This window comes from Oceanobacter sp. 5_MG-2023, from assembly GCF_030548165.1.
Classification (GTDB): domain Bacteria; phylum Pseudomonadota; class Gammaproteobacteria; order Pseudomonadales; family Oceanobacteraceae; genus Oceanobacter.
In genome coordinates, this window is the sequence record NZ_JAUORS010000006.1 from 97,895 (window position 1) to 111,885 (window position 13,991).

17 protein-coding genes are annotated in these 13,991 nt (G+C 54.8%); 10 read left to right on the forward strand and 7 right to left on the reverse strand.

Features of this window, described 5'->3' with window-relative positions; genetic code table 11:
* Window positions 1-101: 101 nt before the first annotated feature.
* Window positions 102-944 carry a hypothetical protein gene (locus tag Q4551_RS05890; RefSeq protein ID WP_303432461.1) on the reverse strand — a complete coding sequence of 281 codons (843 nt, stop codon included), beginning with the start codon at window positions 942-944 and terminating at the stop codon, window positions 102-104.
* Between the two features lie 78 nt (window positions 945-1,022).
* Here Q4551_RS05890 and Q4551_RS05895 point away from each other — a divergent pair, with 78 nt between their 5' ends.
* Window positions 1,023-1,319: a hypothetical protein gene (locus Q4551_RS05895; RefSeq protein WP_303432463.1), complete on the forward strand. Its 297-nt coding sequence runs from the start codon at window positions 1,023-1,025 to the stop codon at window positions 1,317-1,319.
* Between the two features lie 37 nt (window positions 1,320-1,356).
* Here Q4551_RS05895 and Q4551_RS05900 read toward each other — a convergent pair whose 3' ends face one another.
* Together Q4551_RS05900 and Q4551_RS05905 are read right to left on the reverse strand one after the other, a co-directional pair.
* A complete protein-coding gene (locus tag Q4551_RS05900) occupies window positions 1,357-1,824 on the reverse strand; it encodes a YchJ family protein (protein WP_303432465.1) in 468 nt (155 codons plus the stop codon).
* The gene (locus Q4551_RS05905; protein WP_303432467.1) at window positions 1,821-2,843 is read right to left on the reverse strand and encodes a DUF3549 family protein; all 1,023 of its coding nucleotides are present in this window, start codon (window positions 2,841-2,843) and stop codon (window positions 1,821-1,823) included. Before Q4551_RS05905 ends, Q4551_RS05900 begins: the two co-directional genes overlap by 4 nt.
* A gap of 180 nt (window positions 2,844-3,023) precedes the next feature.
* On the opposite strand from Q4551_RS05905, the gene Q4551_RS05910 reads away from it, so the two are divergent.
* On the forward strand, window positions 3,024-3,269 hold the full coding sequence (locus Q4551_RS05910; RefSeq protein WP_303432469.1) for a hypothetical protein: 246 nt from the start codon (window positions 3,024-3,026) through the stop codon (window positions 3,267-3,269).
* Between the two features lie 44 nt (window positions 3,270-3,313).
* Here the strand turns inward: Q4551_RS05910 and Q4551_RS05915 are convergent, their stop codons facing one another.
* Entirely contained in the window at window positions 3,314-4,294 is a 981-nt protein-coding gene (locus Q4551_RS05915) for a diguanylate cyclase (RefSeq protein ID WP_303432471.1), read from the reverse strand.
* A complete protein-coding gene (locus Q4551_RS05920; RefSeq protein WP_303432473.1) occupies window positions 4,278-5,213 on the reverse strand; it encodes a hypothetical protein in 936 nt (311 codons plus the stop codon). Before Q4551_RS05920 ends, Q4551_RS05915 begins: the two co-directional genes overlap by 17 nt.
* A 176-nt stretch (window positions 5,214-5,389) precedes the next feature.
* Here Q4551_RS05920 and Q4551_RS05925 point away from each other — a divergent pair, with 176 nt between their 5' ends.
* The 8 genes from Q4551_RS05925 to Q4551_RS05960 are packed head-to-tail and all read left to right on the forward strand — an operon-like array spanning window position 5,390 to window position 12,900.
* Complete coding sequence (locus Q4551_RS05925) at window positions 5,390-6,646, forward strand: glutamate-5-semialdehyde dehydrogenase (RefSeq protein ID WP_303432475.1); 1,257 nt, start codon at window positions 5,390-5,392, stop codon at window positions 6,644-6,646.
* An 11-nt stretch (window positions 6,647-6,657) separates the two neighbouring features.
* The gene (gene nadD / locus Q4551_RS05930; protein WP_303432477.1) at window positions 6,658-7,299 is read left to right on the forward strand and encodes a nicotinate-nucleotide adenylyltransferase; all 642 of its coding nucleotides are present in this window, start codon (window positions 6,658-6,660) and stop codon (window positions 7,297-7,299) included.
* Between the two features lie 7 nt (window positions 7,300-7,306).
* Window positions 7,307-7,663 (forward strand): ribosome silencing factor, encoded by a 357-nt coding sequence (rsfS, locus tag Q4551_RS05935; RefSeq protein WP_303432480.1) that lies wholly within the window; start codon window positions 7,307-7,309, stop codon window positions 7,661-7,663.
* Window positions 7,660-8,127, forward strand: coding sequence for a 23S rRNA (pseudouridine(1915)-N(3))-methyltransferase RlmH (rlmH, locus tag Q4551_RS05940; RefSeq protein WP_303432483.1), 468 nt, complete (start codon window positions 7,660-7,662; stop codon window positions 8,125-8,127). Before rsfS ends, rlmH begins: the two co-directional genes overlap by 4 nt.
* Before the next feature lie 7 nt (window positions 8,128-8,134).
* The gene (mrdA, locus tag Q4551_RS05945) at window positions 8,135-9,991 is read left to right on the forward strand and encodes a penicillin-binding protein 2 (RefSeq protein WP_303432484.1); all 1,857 of its coding nucleotides are present in this window, start codon (window positions 8,135-8,137) and stop codon (window positions 9,989-9,991) included.
* Window positions 9,988-11,130, forward strand: a complete 1,143-nt coding sequence (rodA, locus tag Q4551_RS05950; protein WP_303432486.1) for a rod shape-determining protein RodA — start codon at window positions 9,988-9,990, stop codon at window positions 11,128-11,130. Before mrdA ends, rodA begins: the two co-directional genes overlap by 4 nt.
* Before the next feature lie 25 nt (window positions 11,131-11,155).
* Window positions 11,156-12,133, forward strand: coding sequence for a lytic murein transglycosylase B (gene mltB, locus Q4551_RS05955; RefSeq protein ID WP_303432487.1), 978 nt, complete (start codon window positions 11,156-11,158; stop codon window positions 12,131-12,133).
* Window positions 12,130-12,900: a septal ring lytic transglycosylase RlpA family protein gene (locus Q4551_RS05960; protein ID WP_303432488.1), complete on the forward strand. Its 771-nt coding sequence runs from the start codon at window positions 12,130-12,132 to the stop codon at window positions 12,898-12,900. Before mltB ends, Q4551_RS05960 begins: the two co-directional genes overlap by 4 nt.
* 118 nt (window positions 12,901-13,018) lie before the next feature.
* Here the strand turns inward: Q4551_RS05960 and ccoM are convergent, their stop codons facing one another.
* Both ccoM and Q4551_RS05970 read right to left on the reverse strand, forming a co-directional pair.
* Complete coding sequence (ccoM, locus tag Q4551_RS05965) at window positions 13,019-13,138, reverse strand: cytochrome c oxidase subunit CcoM (protein WP_303432489.1); 120 nt, start codon at window positions 13,136-13,138, stop codon at window positions 13,019-13,021.
* A 521-nt stretch (window positions 13,139-13,659) separates the two neighbouring features.
* Window positions 13,660-13,962: a hypothetical protein gene (locus tag Q4551_RS05970; RefSeq protein WP_303432491.1), complete on the reverse strand. Its 303-nt coding sequence runs from the start codon at window positions 13,960-13,962 to the stop codon at window positions 13,660-13,662.
* Between the last annotated feature and the right edge of the window lie 29 nt (window positions 13,963-13,991).

The window sequence follows — 13,991 nt, forward strand, 5'->3', positions numbered from 1 at the left end:
TAGGGATACGTCGGTGATCGTACACGGGTCGCCGACGGCTTGGGTGTCACCGACTCGCCGTCGCGCCTGCTGTTGGCCAATTCGGTTGGTCAAGTCACAACTCACTCCGGAGCGGGTAACAGAGAGGCTGCCCGCGCAGGGTGCAAGGAAATCATGGGAGCGCCATCCTGTTGTTGATAACTGTGCCGTAAACGAAAATGCTCGTTAATGCGGCGAACACACAGGGTTATTCTGACCGTCAGCCAACGATAATCGACCCGATCTTCAGCATGCACGATCACCGATGCCTGATTATCAACAATCGCCTGACACAGCGGAGCCATTAACGTCTGGATCGACTGGTCACGCAGTTCAACCAGATTCGCATCCAGCAGAAACTCGGCCAATGGCGGGGAATTGTCTTCATAATGGCTGCGAAATTCATCATGCACTGCCATACCCAACGGACGATAATCCAGACGTACCACCACCGGGGTTTCCTCTTCGCCAGCCGTTGACAGCGGATAACCGGGGGCCATAAACGCCGGAGGGGTTTGTCCTTGCAGTAACAGTGCCCGGTCCAGCCGGTGCTGTAACCGGTCCAGGCCGTTACTGAGTGGCACCAGCGTCCATAGCTGCTCAAGTGCCATCGCCGCCGCCGCCAGCTCTCCCTGAGCCAACCAATCCTCAACCTGTTGCTGATAGGCGGCAGCCCATTGATAGGCCAGTGGCACCACCGCCATATTGGTGGGCCAGAGGCGACGAAATTCATCGATACGTACCATGGCGTTCCAGACCGCAGGCTGAGATAATCGCCCGGCAGCCAGATCCTGTCGGATCGCCGCCAATGCCGCGCTGGCAGCCGTTTCCTCATTCTGGTCGGTGGAAACAGCCGCAGAGCCCACCGGCTTGGCCTGTACTGACGGACTGCCGCCGGTCAATCCCCATAACACTGCGACTGACAAACAAAGAACCCATATACCGCCAGAGAATCCGGGCGGCCATCCCTGATACTGAACACTCATTCGAGGAAATACGCCTTTATGTTTAACCCAACCGGACTGCTTCGCTATGGCACTCTGCTCTGTGTGCTGCCTGCCGTTGCACTGCTGATTGTCTATGGACTGGACTTGTCCGCCATTACCGAGTGCCAGCAGCAAGGGCTGACTTATTCACCCGAGCTTGGCAGCTGTATTGCCAGCGCCGAACCCATCACGACGTATTACGCCCGCCACACCCTGATCATCAATATCAGCCTGCTGATTGCGACCGCAGGAGCACTGGCCATGACCGTCGGCATGGTGCTGAAAGGCCCCAGCCAGGGCAGGCAAAGGGACTGAGTTGCCAAGCTCCCCGCCGAGGTCAAGGTGCTTCGCTTCAGGCACAACATTTTTTGAATTTTTTCCCTGATCCACAAGGGCAAGGGTCATTACGGCCCGGCTGCAATTGCTGCCACTCGGCCTCGCCATCGTAATAACGCCAGTGCTCACCCTGTTTAACAAAGCGTGAGCATTCATGCAGCGTTTGCCAGCGGCCATACGCGCGAAAGGTCGCGGTAAAACACACCGTCGCCGGATCACCCAGCTCATCGGCGCTCTCAATGTCCAGCCCGTACCAGCGCATGGAGGCTTCACATACCGGGCCGTCTGGCCGGGTGTCTGGATGCCAGCTGGCCTGCAGATAATCTTCCAGCTCCAGCACAAACGCACTGTAACGCGATCGCATCAACGCTTCTGCGCTGGCGGCTGGCTGCCCCAGATGTAATGGCTGGCAGCAGTCGCCATAATTCACCACCGAAGATGCTGCCAACATGCGGCCACAAGGGCAGGGAGAATCCGGCGTCATTGAGCTTGTCCTCTGACCATCCCTAACAGACGGGTAATCCCCTGATCCAGTGACGGACTGTGTTGATCCGATGAAAAAGCCGCCATCATCCGCTGCCGCATACCGGGCAGGGTCATCATATCCCCCACCAGCGCGTTAAACGTGTCCTGCCCTTGTTCATTAACGGCCAGGGTTTCCAGAAACGCCAGCAGCAATTCTCCTTCCAGATCTGCCCAGCAACGGCTGGAAACCGCCGCCAGCACCTCGACAGAACGGGCAGCGGGATGCGCCAGCAGCGCGTGTAGCAACAGTCGGCGTTGTTCAATATTTTCGCTGTGAGACAGAGCCCGGGCAAACGCGGCGAGATCATTGGCATCCGGTTCTGCGGCAATCACACTGGCAAGCCGGTCATTGACCGCACTGGTCAACACCTGCCCTGGCGAAATATTTTCCATAAACCCGAGTATCACATTCAACGGCACCTTGGGCAGGTATGGCAGAGCCCGCGTCAGCAACGCCTGGTTATTGTCTTGCTGATAACCGGCAACGACTTCAGCCAGCCCCTGCAAGCCCAGTTGTTGCCAGTTTTCCCAGCCCATATCTCCGGCCAGATAACCCCGGGTAGTGGCGTAAAAGCGACTGTCCGGTGCCCCCAGCTCGCGCGCGGCCAGCGCATGAAAATACGCCATTCGATGGGCATCCGGCTTGAAGCTGAACGGTGCTTCACCTTTATCATTGCTGCTGTCCCCGGCGGCCAGACGCTGGGCGATATAACGGACAAAGCCATCACGGGCCGGCGCATCCAGCAGGTTTTGTTCATCCAGCGGCAGTTTCAGGAACCAGATAGCATGCTGCCCCGGTTGCTCAGGGTGCCAGCTCAATAATGCCAGCCAGGCATGCTTGAGATACGGCACCGGATAACTGCGCCTCTGCTGCTCAATTTCTTCAAACAGCGCAGTGTCCAGTGGTTGAATACGGCGGCCCATATCAAATACACGCAGGCTAGCGCCGCGCTGGCTTACCAGATCAGTAATGGTCACTCGTTGTCCTCTAAAAAATGCAAAAACGGTCGCCAGTGTAGCAGATTCTGCCGAATGGCCGGTTGTCATGGTGAGGCAAATGGCAGGATCTTGCCGTGCTGGCAGCAGATCCTTCTGCGACACTCACAACAAGCAGGTATGATAGCCAGCCATTGCACAGGCACTCACAGGAGACAAGGTATGCTGATCGTATTGGCGCTGCTGGCCGGATTTATCATTGGCGGCGGAGGAGTAGGTTTTTGGCTCAGTCGTCGCTGGCAGCAACAGGTAAAAGACGCTGAAACCAGTCTGACGGAACTGCTCAGTCAGCATCAGCAAGAACAGGAAGCAGCCAAGACATTACGGCAACAGGCGGCAGATCTCAGCTATCAGCTCAACGAAGCCAACAAAACCATCCGCTATCTGGAAAACCGCCCGGGTAAATAATCAGCTCTGACCCCAGGCCAACCCTGCCAGCCGCTTGGCGGGGTTCAGAAAGCGGCCGCCTGCAGGCTGGCGCGCTTCTGCTTGGCCAGGCGGGCGAGCAAACGCCGCTCAACGTCCTGGCACGTATCCCCGGCCACCAATGCCACAGTGGTGGTCAGCAAGGATACCTCACCCAGTATTGGCCACGGCTGCCGCTCCATCTGTCGACGCATACGTTCCATCAGGACGATAGCACCATCTTCCGCACAGTCTGGCAGTAGCAAGATAAACAGCTCATCCCGGATACGGAAAATCTCATCCCCGGCCCGCACTTCATTACGAATCCCTTCAACAAACTGCGGCAAAAACTGACTGACGGCGTGCTGTCCATGCAAGTCACACAACTGGGAAAAATCTTCAAGACTGAAACCAATCAACGCCAATGGCCGCTTGGCACGCTCGCTGCGAGCCACTTCCCGCTCCGCTACCAGCGAAAAATGACCGGCATTATAGGCCCCGGATTCACCATCATTTAATGTCAGTGAAGCCACCATCAGCAAGCGGTGCTGGATCAACAAGCCATAACAGGCAACCGACGCCGCCACCATGGTGTAAACCAGTGCTGCCCGGGTTGCCACCAGCACATCCGCAGCCATCATGACAGTCCACCAGAGGGCGATAATCATACCGATGTTATAAATATGGCTGAGGGTACGACGCAGGCAAAAATAGCTGAGAAACGGCATCATCAACAGATAGTTCAGAGATAACGCCATGCTGGGTTCGATCTGGATAAAACCGGGTGCCACTACCAGCACCAGTACCGGCAGCGCCAGCCAATCATGATGGCTGCAATCCCGCTGCAGCCAGATAATCGCTGCCGCCAGCAAGAGCATCGGAATCACACAGAAACTCATCAGCACGGTATCGTACAGACCCAGCTGGAACTGCTCCCATACCACCCAGCTCATCAGCAGTGCCGTCAAGACAAACAAGCCCGACCGCAACACCGGGCCACGATGGTGATTATCAAGCATGATCATCATGACAAGCCTCCCTGATCCGTACGACCAAGCTGTCCACATCGTCGTCTGGCTGATAATGAATAGCGACAATATCCAGAGGCTGCTCACCCGCCCTGGCAACAGGGTCCAGTTGCTGTTCGATCAAGCGGAAGTCATCCGGAGTGCCATAAGGCATCAACACCAGAAAATCATCCGATTCCAATCGATACAACATATGAAAAGACTGTACCCCCTGTTGCAAATGCGTTCCCAGTTGTTGGATACGATCTTCAAACGCCTCGTTCCCCAGTTGACGCCAAGTACCCGGCACCAGCACCAGGGCCAACAGCAGCCGGGATGAATGACGATCCGCGCGGGGGATTTCACGGGCCAGATCGATCAGCAGTTGATCCTCCCGATAGGCACCGGTACGTGGATCCGCCCCGACTTCTTCGCGCAACCGGATAGTACCGGATTCATTCATCCAGCCAATTGCAGCGGCGACCGCCACACTCACGATATAGGTTGTCATAACCTGTGCTCGCAACAGGATATCCAAACAGGCGGCCAGACACAGAAATAACACCGAAAAAGCCAGCATCATCCAAATGGCATACTGCCATCGAAACGCAAACACCAGATAGAACGGCACCCAGAAACCAATATGTACGGTGTCCAGGCCAATGGTCATCTCCCGCAAGGCCATCAGCACCAGTAGTGTCACGACCAACCATTCAGGCCAGCGACGTCGATAGGGTTTGTCATGCAACAGCAGATAACGGGCATAAATACTCAGCAGGCAACCGAGCAATAAAGTGGCAATCGTCTCTCCAACATGTTGGTGTCGCCAATCAATCCAGGACAGCGCCGCCAGGCATACGGCCATCAGCAGACAATAGAAAGCCGTCAGCCGTAACTCTTGCTGTCGTAAAAAATACGTATTGTTCTTGCCTGTGAGCATCAGAAAGCCTTTGTCATTGGGATTCGTCGGCCAGTACCTTGACAGGAAAACGCCGCATCACCCCGGTGCCGGGTAACCGCAATACCCTGCCCCCGAACGTAATTACCGGGTTAATCCGCAGGTGGGTAGTGTATACTAGCCAACTTTATCTGTTTCCGACCGATCGGGTGTAATCGATGGATGTAAACCAATACATGATAACGCTGGGCCAACAGGCACGTGCTGCTGCAACAGCCATGGCCAGAGCCTCAACCCAGGACAAAAACAAAGCCTTGCTGGCCATCGCCGATGCCATCAGCCAGCAACGTAGCGACCTCTATCAAGCCAATGCCACCGACCTTGAAAACGGTCGGGCCAAAGGCCTGGATGCTGCCCTGCTCGATCGCCTGGAACTGACCGACGCCCGTATTGACACCATGATTGAAGGCCTGCATCAGGTCGCCACCCTGCCAGACCCGGTGGGTGAGATCACCGATATGAAATACCGCCCCAGCGGCATTCAGGTTGGCAAGATGCGTGTGCCTCTGGGTGTCATCGGCATTATTTACGAAAGCCGCCCGAACGTAACCATCGAAGCCGCCAGCCTGTGTCTCAAGTCCGGCAATGCCACCATTTTACGGGGTGGCTCGGAGTCCATTGCCAGCAACCAGATGCTGGCAACCTGTATTCGCACCGGTTTGGCCGCTGCCGGATTACCTGAAACCGCCGTGCAGGTAGTGGAAACCACCGACCGTGCCGCTGTTGGCCACTTGATCACCCTGCCAGAATTTGTCGACGTTATTGTACCTCGTGGTGGCAAAGGGCTGATTGAACGCGTCAGCAAAGACGCCAGGGTCCCGGTTATCAAACACCTCGACGGCATCTGCCATGTGTATCTCGATCGCTTTGCCGACCAGACCAAGGCACTGAATATCGCCGTTAATGCCAAAACCCACCGTTACGGCACCTGCAACACCATGGAAACCCTGTTAGTGCATCAGGATGTCGCCAATGAGTTACTGCCAGCGCTGGGAGAAGCCTATGCTGCCCTGGACGTTGAATTACGTGGCTGCGACCGCAGCCGCGATATTCTTCATGGCATAACAGCCGCCACCGCTGCAGACTGGGATACCGAGTACCTGGCACCGATTCTGTCGATCAAGGTAGTCGACAGCATTGAGGCTGCCATTGAACATATCAATCGCCACGGTTCGCACCATACCGACAGTATTGTCACCGAGAACTACACCCTGGCGCGCCAGTTCCTCACCGAAGTCGATTCCAGCTCGGTGATGATCAATGCCTCAACCCGTTTTGCCGACGGCTTTGAATACGGCCTGGGAGCAGAAATCGGTATCTCTACCGACAAGATTCATGCCCGTGGCCCGGTCGGACTGGATGGTCTGACCTCACAGAAATACGTTGTGTTTGGTAACGGCGAAGTACGCAAATAATGAGCTCAACCGTGGCAGCCGCACGGGCTGCTCCCTGGGCTATTCTGGGCGGTACCTTTGACCCGGTTCATATCGGTCACTTGCGTATCGCCTTGCAATTACGCGACGCCGGTTTTGAGCGGGTGCTGCTGATGCCTAACCGTATTCCGCCACACCGGCCGTCCCCCCGGGCGTCATCAAGCCAGCGCCTGGCCATGCTGAATCTCGCTACCAGCGACCTGGATGGTGTCGAAGTCAGCGATATTGAATTACAACGCCCGGAATGCAGCTACAGTGTCATTACCCTGGAATGGCTGCGTACCCTTTATCCGGCCATCAGTTTTACCTGGGCAATGGGCACCGATGCCTGGCTCAGTTTTGACCGCTGGCACCGCTGTGACGACATCCTTGATCTCGCCAATCTGATGGTCATCAGTCGTCCCGGAGAACGCCAGCCCGTTGCCCCATGGCAACAACAACAGTGGCTGGCACGACAGGCTTCCATTACTGACCTGTTAGCCAGTCCTGCAGGTCGTATCTGCCAACAGGCCTGGCCCGGGCTGGATATTTCAGCATCGGGCTTGCGTCGAGGCATTGCCGAAGGCGAGAATGTCCGGTTCCTTACTCCAGACCCTGTACTGGACTATCTCACTCAACACCAACTTTACCGATAAGTAGCGAATGCAAACTGAGCAAATCAAAAACCTGGTCGTCGATTCCCTGGACGATATGAAAGCCAGAGACATCACTATTCTGGACGTACGTGGCCGCACTTCTGTCACCGACTGGATGGTCATTGCCACCGGGACATCCAATCGCCACGTTACCGCCGTCGCAGGCCATGTTGAAGAAAAAGCCAAGCATGCCGGCCTGCGCCCCAATGGCACCGAAGGTCGTGCCGTCGCTGACTGGGTACTGATCGACCTGATCGACGTCGTCGTGCATGTCATGACCGACCAGTCACGCCACTTCTATGACCTCGAGCGACTCTGGGGTGAACCTGCCGACTCATCCAGCAAGGGTCATGCAGCGGAATGAAAATCCGGCTGCTGGCGGTCGGTCAGAAAATGCCCGCCTGGGTGACAGACGGCTATCAGGAATACGCCAAACGGCTACCTGCCGACTGCGCCCTGGAACTGGTGGAAATCAGCCCGGGTCACCGCAGTAAAAGCAGCAGAAAGGAAAAAGCCATGCAGCAGGAAGCTGCTGCCTTGCTAAAGGCAATACGGCCACAGGAACATCTGGTTGTACTGGATGTCCTTGGTAAACCCTGGTCAACAGAACAGCTCTCCGGTCATCTGTCGCAATGGCGCATGGACGGTCACGATGTGGCTCTGGTGATTGGTGGCCCTGATGGCATAGCCCCAACGCTGCTGGCGCAGGCAAAACAACGCTGGTCACTATCCAGCCTGACCTTGCCGCACCCTCTGGTACGCGTGGTGGTGGCTGAGCAGATATATCGAGCCTGGACCCTGTTGCAGGGCCATCCTTACCACAAATGAGGCCTGCATGTGGGAGCACTCCTTCCGGGATAAATCAGCTGAAGTAAAGCTGTTTCGTTCTCGTGCCGCGATTCTGGGCCTGATTATCTTTGCCTTGCTGGGCGTGCTCGTCTGGCGTATGGCCTATTTGCAAATCACCCTCTACGAAAAATACCAGAATCTATCCGAAAACAACCGTATCAAGATCCAGCCGCTGCCTCCCAAGCGTGGTCTGATTTATGACCGCAATGGGGAATTGCTGGCAGAAAACGTACCCTCATACAGCCTGACGCTGGTGCCTGAACGCGTTCGTAATATGGAAGATACTCTGAATTTTATCGACGATATGATCGGTATTTCAGAACGGGACAGGGAACAGCTCGAACGACGTCTGGAACTGCGTCGTCGACCCTACGAACCCGTTGTTTTACGTCATCAACTGACCGAAGTTGAAATTGCCAAGGTCATGGTCAACCGGGTTTACCTGCCCGGTGTCGATGTCGAAGCCCAGCTGGTGCGTCATTATCCACAAGGGGAAACCTTTGCCCATGTACTGGGTTACGTCGGACGTATCAACCAGCGGGAACAAAATCACCTGGATACCGATATCGATACCAAACGCCGCTACAGCGCCACCCAATACATTGGCAAACAAGGTATTGAAAAGCGTTATGAAAGTGACCTGCATGGCGAACCCGGCTATCAAAAAGTGGAAACCAACGCCCGCGGCCGTATTTTACGGGTATTGGAGCAGTCAGACCCGACCCCCGGACAAGACCTGACCCTGCACCTCGACAGCCGCCTGCAACGGCTGGCCCAGCAACAACTGGCCAATCACCGGGGCGCTCTGGTGGCTATTGAAGTCAAAACCGGGGGGATTCTCAGCCTCTACAGTAACCCGGGCTTTGACCCCAACCTGTTTGTTACCGGTATATCCCATACCGACTATAATGCCTTGCGTGACAATCCGGATTTACCCCTGTTCGACCGGGCCATACGGGGCCGCTATCCACCGGCATCCACCCTGAAACCCTTTATTGGTATCGGCGTCACCGACCTCGGTGTGACCAGCTGGAGCCGTACTATTTTTGATACCGGCAGCTTTATGCTGGAAAACAGCTCCCGGGTCTACCGGGACTGGAAACGCCAGGGTCATGGCGAAGTCAATCTGGAACGCGCTATCGTCGAATCCTGCGATGTCTATTTTTATGATGCCGCCGTCCGCGCGGGAATTGACAAGCTTGACCCTTTTTTGGCGCAGTTCGGCTTTGGCCAGAACCTGGCGATAGATGTTGATAACGCCTTCTCCGGGCTGCTGCCCGGCCGTGAATGGAAACGCAAACACTACAAAGCCAGCTGGTACGCCGGTGATACCGTCAACCTGGGCATTGGCCAGGGCTATATGCAGGTCACCCCCTTGCAACTGGCCACTGCCACAGCGTTAATGGCCAATCGCGGCAAGTGGGTCGCTCCCCGTCTGCTCTCTGCCCACAGCGGTCAGCATGAAGCGATTGATGAAAGTGAGGCCCAGGACATCAAACTGAACAACGAAGACAACTGGGATCATATGTTTGAAGCCATGCGCAAAGTGATCTCCAGCCCTCATGGCACTGCTCGCGTGCTGCAAAAACACCTGGAGTTTTCCATCGCAGGCAAAACCGGTACTGCCCAGGTTGTCGGCATCAAGCAAGATGAAGAATACGACTCCGACGCCCTGCGCGAGCGCTTGCGTGATCACGCTCTGTTTATCGCCTTTGCGCCGGTTGAAGATCCGCAGATTGCGATTGCCGTGGTGGTCGAAAACGGCGAATCAGCGGGCCGTACCGCAGCACCCATTGCTCAATCAGTTATTAATCTTTACCTCAGCGGAAGCACTGGCGAATGAGCAATTCCGACTTCACCCGCACACTGGGTAGCGGCATACACCCGGGATTTGATCGTGGTAAAGCATTATTCACCCGCATTCATCTGGATTTGCTGCTGGTGATACTGCTACTGGTACTGTGCCTGGCTGGCTTACTGATACTGTATACCGGCAGTGGCCGAGATACGCATATGCTGGTACGTCAGGCCGTGCATATGGGCATTGGTTTGCTTGGCATGGGGCTGGCAGCACAGCTGCCCCCTCGCTTTTATCAAATGATTGCGCCCTGGGCTTATCTGTTGGCTCTGGTTGCCTTGATCAGCGTGCTGATTGCCGGTGTAGGGGCCAAGGGCGCGCAACGCTGGCTGGCCCTGCCCGGGCTGCCCCGCTTCCAGCCATCGGAACTGGTCAAGCTGATTCTGCCACTCACCGTGGCCTGGTATATGGCCCGGCGACCGGTGCCGCCGCATATCACCGACTTGCTCAAGGCCAGCGGGCTAATTGTTATCCCGACGATACTGATCCTGAAACAGCCCGACCTGGGTACTTCACTGTTGATCTCAGCGTCTGGTCTACTGGTGCTGTTTTTTGCCGGTATGGCCTGGAAGCTGATTGGTTCCCTGATTGCTATCGTCTCAGCCTGTGCCCCACTGATGTGGTTTTTTGTTATGCACGACTATCAAAAACAACGGGTGCTGACCTTCCTGAACCCGGAAAGTGACCCACTGGGGTCTGGCTGGAATATCATTCAGTCAAAAACCGCCATTGGCTCCGGCGGCATTGAAGGCAAAGGCTTTATGCAGGGTACCCAGTCACAACTGGAATTTCTGCCAGAGAGTCATACCGATTTTATTATTGCCGTACTGGCAGAAGAACTGGGTCTGATTGGCGTATTGCTGCTACTGGTGCTGTACTTCCTGATCATATTCCGCTGTCTGGTGCTTAGCAGCCGTAGCGAGACCTTGTTTGGCCGCCTGCTGGCGGGCAGCTTGTCCGTTACCTTTTTTATCTATGTATTTGTGAACATCGGTATGGTTAGCGGAATTTTACCTGTGGTAGGTGTTCCACTACCACTGGTCAGCTATGGTGGAACGTCAGTCGTCAGCCTGATGACAGCCTTTGGCCTGATCATGTCCATGGCAATACATCAAAAACGTTAATCAAAATACTTAACAGGGAATCAGTATGACCAGACTTACACGTCAACTGGCAAAGACTTGCCTGGTTATCAGTCTTAGTGGCTCAGCGCTGGCATATGCCGGTTACGACCAGCACTCTCGCTTTAATGAGTTTGCGGCCGAGCTGGAAAAGGAATATCAAATCCCTCCTGCAGAAACCAGGCGTTGGCTGGCAGAATCGAAAAAACTCGACTCGGTACTGGAAGCCATCGCTCGTCCGGCAGAAAAAACCCTCGAATGGGATAGCTATCAGGATATTTTCCTCACCAGCAAGCGCATTGAAGGCGGCAAGGCCTTTATGGCAAAACATGCCGGGCTGTTGGCGGCGGCAGAACAGAAGTACGGCATTCCCAAAGAAATCATCACTGCCATCATCGGTGTGGAAACGTTCTACGGCAGTCGTCAGGGTAGCTACCGGGTACTGGATTCACTGGCCACACTGGCATTCGACTACCCTAAACGGCCGATCTTCTGGCGCGAATTAAAAGCCTTTTTCTCACTGGCCAAAGAAGAAAATCTTGATCCCGCAACCGTCAAGGGCTCTTACGCCGGCGCCATGGGCTACGGTCAGTTTATTCCGACCAGTTTTCTCGCGTATGCCGTTGATGGCGATGGTGATGGCCAGCGAGATTTATGGGCTAACCCAGCGGATGCCATTAACAGCGTCGCCAACTATTTCAACGTCCATGGCTGGCGAGCACACGAGCCGGTGGTACAACGCGCCCGCGTCAGCGGCAACCAGTACCAGCAAGCCGTTAATGACAACCTGAAGCCCAAATGGACTGTCGCAAAACTGGCAGCCATGGGAGTTTCCACCATCGAGCCAGCAAATGCCGAAGACCCTGCCAGCCTGGTCAAACTGATTGGCAAGCAAGGAGCCGAGTTCTGGCTGGCCCACTATAACTATTACGTGATTACCCGCTATAACCATAGCCGTCTGTATGCCATGGCGGTTTATCAGTTGAGTGAGGCGCTGAAACAGTGAAGACCGGCTTTTGGCTGATCATGGCGCTGCTACTCAGCGCCTGCAGCTCGCGTTACCAGCACAAGGAAGACTTCAGTCCTCCAGAACCACCGGATTTATCCACCATAGAGGAGCCCACCCCCACACGGGAACCACTCAGTGTGACGGGTAACGGCCCAACGTATCAGGTGCTGGGACAACGCTATCAAGTACTGGATCAACCAACGTCATTCCGGCAGACAGGCATCGCCTCCTGGTACGGCATGAAATTCCATGGCCACGCTACCTCCAACGGTGAAATTTACGATGTTTATCAATTTACCGCGGCCCACAAAACCTTGCCGTTACCCAGCTATGTGCGGGTAACCCGTCAAGACAACGGCAAAAGTGTGGTGGTACGGGTCAATGATCGCGGGCCATTTCATGAAGGCCGTATTATTGACCTGTCGTATGCCGCTGCCCACAAAGTGGGCCTGGATGTATCCGGCACCGCCCCGGTCACGGTCGAACTGCTGACCCAGCCTTACCCCGACAAGGTACACTGGATACAGGTGTCAGCCCTGTCCGACCAGTCCAACGCCAGGCGGCAGCAGCAAAGCCTGAGTCAGGCGCTGAAGCCACTGTCGTGGCCTGTGGAGGTACATCAGGGCAATCTGAATGGCAAACCACTCCATAAGGTACGTATCGGCCCGGTACCGGAAGGAGAGCCCTTGCAGGACTTGCTGATCAGGTTGGAAAACCTGCAGATCAACAACCCCGTCATACTCGGTGCTCATCAACTCGACTGAGCACCATTCACATTGCCGTCACGCGCAGCAGATCACAAGCCACAAAAAAAAGGGCCACGACCAAACTGGTCGGGCCCGAGGCAAGGGTACTCAGCGCAGAAAATAATAAAACCGGCTCTTATTCTCCAGAGCCGTGTTTTTTGATGTCCTTACGGATAGCCGCATATACACCTACAAAAAATACGCAGGTCAGTCCGACAATCACTAATCCGGCAAAAACAACTTCGTCCATAAACATAGTGGGATTCCTCACTCTTAGTCGGTCTTGCGTTTGACGTGTTGAGGGCAATGTAACAGTCCACACCTGTGTCAAATTGACTCACATCAAGCCGTTTTTCAGCCGCTCTTTATAACCGTTGCTACGCTTGATATGCATCAAAAGCGACATAAGATCAGTTATTGGCTGGCTTGCTTATTGCGCTGAAACAGGAGGCAGGATTTCAGGGAGACGGTTATTCCGATGATCAGGTCATCACCGGCAGAAACAGGGGCAGGGACGTTATCCGGACGAAGATCCCTGTTTCCCAAAGATCTTATTAGGGTCGAGCAAACCAGCGCCCACAGGCGCTGGCTGCTGAAAAATGACAGGTCTTGCGTGGCATCCTTGCACAAGGTGCTGTCTGTCATGCTTATTGATCGTTATCTTTCTGGATTACCGAACGCCACTGCAAGGTTAATTCAGGTCATCTGCACCAGCAATTCACAGATTTTTCAAAACGAGTTCAATATCGCACCAAAAAACAACACATTGATAACAAACTAATTAGAGATAATTCGCCCCCGATAGACCCGGGTAGACGGCCCGATCCGCTCCCGATCATCAATCATGGCCGTCGCACCGCGGTACGTTCTGTCCATAATCGGCTTGGTTTTTGGTGCCTGGGTCGGCAAAAACATCTCAATCATCTCAAGTAAATCATGGCTCACGCCGCTTTTTACAAGGGTTCTGAGGTCATCTTCCAAGGAAGGCGAATCATAGTGAATTATGCAGCCCTGCTCATCTTTCGCTAATCGCTTTATTTTTTGTAGTAGTGCGATATTGTTGCGGTTGAATTCAACCATGTGGTTCCCCCCAAGTTGGTACTAGGGAT

What these genes read in the sequence shown, in the direction of transcription:
- Q4551_RS05895 (WP_303432463.1), top strand. Translation starts at nt 1,023, where the DNA reads ATGTTTAACCCAACCGGACTGCTTCGCTATGGCACTCTGCTCTGTGTG.
- Q4551_RS05900 (WP_303432465.1), bottom strand. Translation starts at nt 1,824, where the DNA reads ATGACGCCGGATTCTCCCTGCCCTTGTGGCCGCATGTTGGCAGCATCT.
- Q4551_RS05910 (WP_303432469.1), top strand. Translation starts at nt 3,024, where the DNA reads ATGCTGATCGTATTGGCGCTGCTGGCCGGATTTATCATTGGCGGCGGA.
- Q4551_RS05915 (WP_303432471.1), bottom strand. Translation starts at nt 4,294, where the DNA reads ATGATGATCATGCTTGATAATCACCATCGTGGCCCGGTGTTGCGGTCG.
- Q4551_RS05920 (WP_303432473.1), bottom strand. Translation starts at nt 5,213, where the DNA reads ATGCTCACAGGCAAGAACAATACGTATTTTTTACGACAGCAAGAGTTA.
- Q4551_RS05925 (WP_303432475.1), top strand. Translation starts at nt 5,390, where the DNA reads ATGGATGTAAACCAATACATGATAACGCTGGGCCAACAGGCACGTGCT.
- rsfS (WP_303432480.1), top strand. Translation starts at nt 7,307, where the DNA reads ATGCAAACTGAGCAAATCAAAAACCTGGTCGTCGATTCCCTGGACGAT.
- rlmH (WP_303432483.1), top strand. Translation starts at nt 7,660, where the DNA reads ATGAAAATCCGGCTGCTGGCGGTCGGTCAGAAAATGCCCGCCTGGGTG.
- mrdA (WP_303432484.1), top strand. Translation starts at nt 8,135, where the DNA reads ATGTGGGAGCACTCCTTCCGGGATAAATCAGCTGAAGTAAAGCTGTTT.
- rodA (WP_303432486.1), top strand. Translation starts at nt 9,988, where the DNA reads ATGAGCAATTCCGACTTCACCCGCACACTGGGTAGCGGCATACACCCG.
- mltB (WP_303432487.1), top strand. Translation starts at nt 11,156, where the DNA reads ATGACCAGACTTACACGTCAACTGGCAAAGACTTGCCTGGTTATCAGT.
- ccoM (WP_303432489.1), bottom strand. Translation starts at nt 13,138, where the DNA reads ATGTTTATGGACGAAGTTGTTTTTGCCGGATTAGTGATTGTCGGACTG.
- Q4551_RS05970 (WP_303432491.1), bottom strand. Translation starts at nt 13,962, where the DNA reads ATGGTTGAATTCAACCGCAACAATATCGCACTACTACAAAAAATAAAG.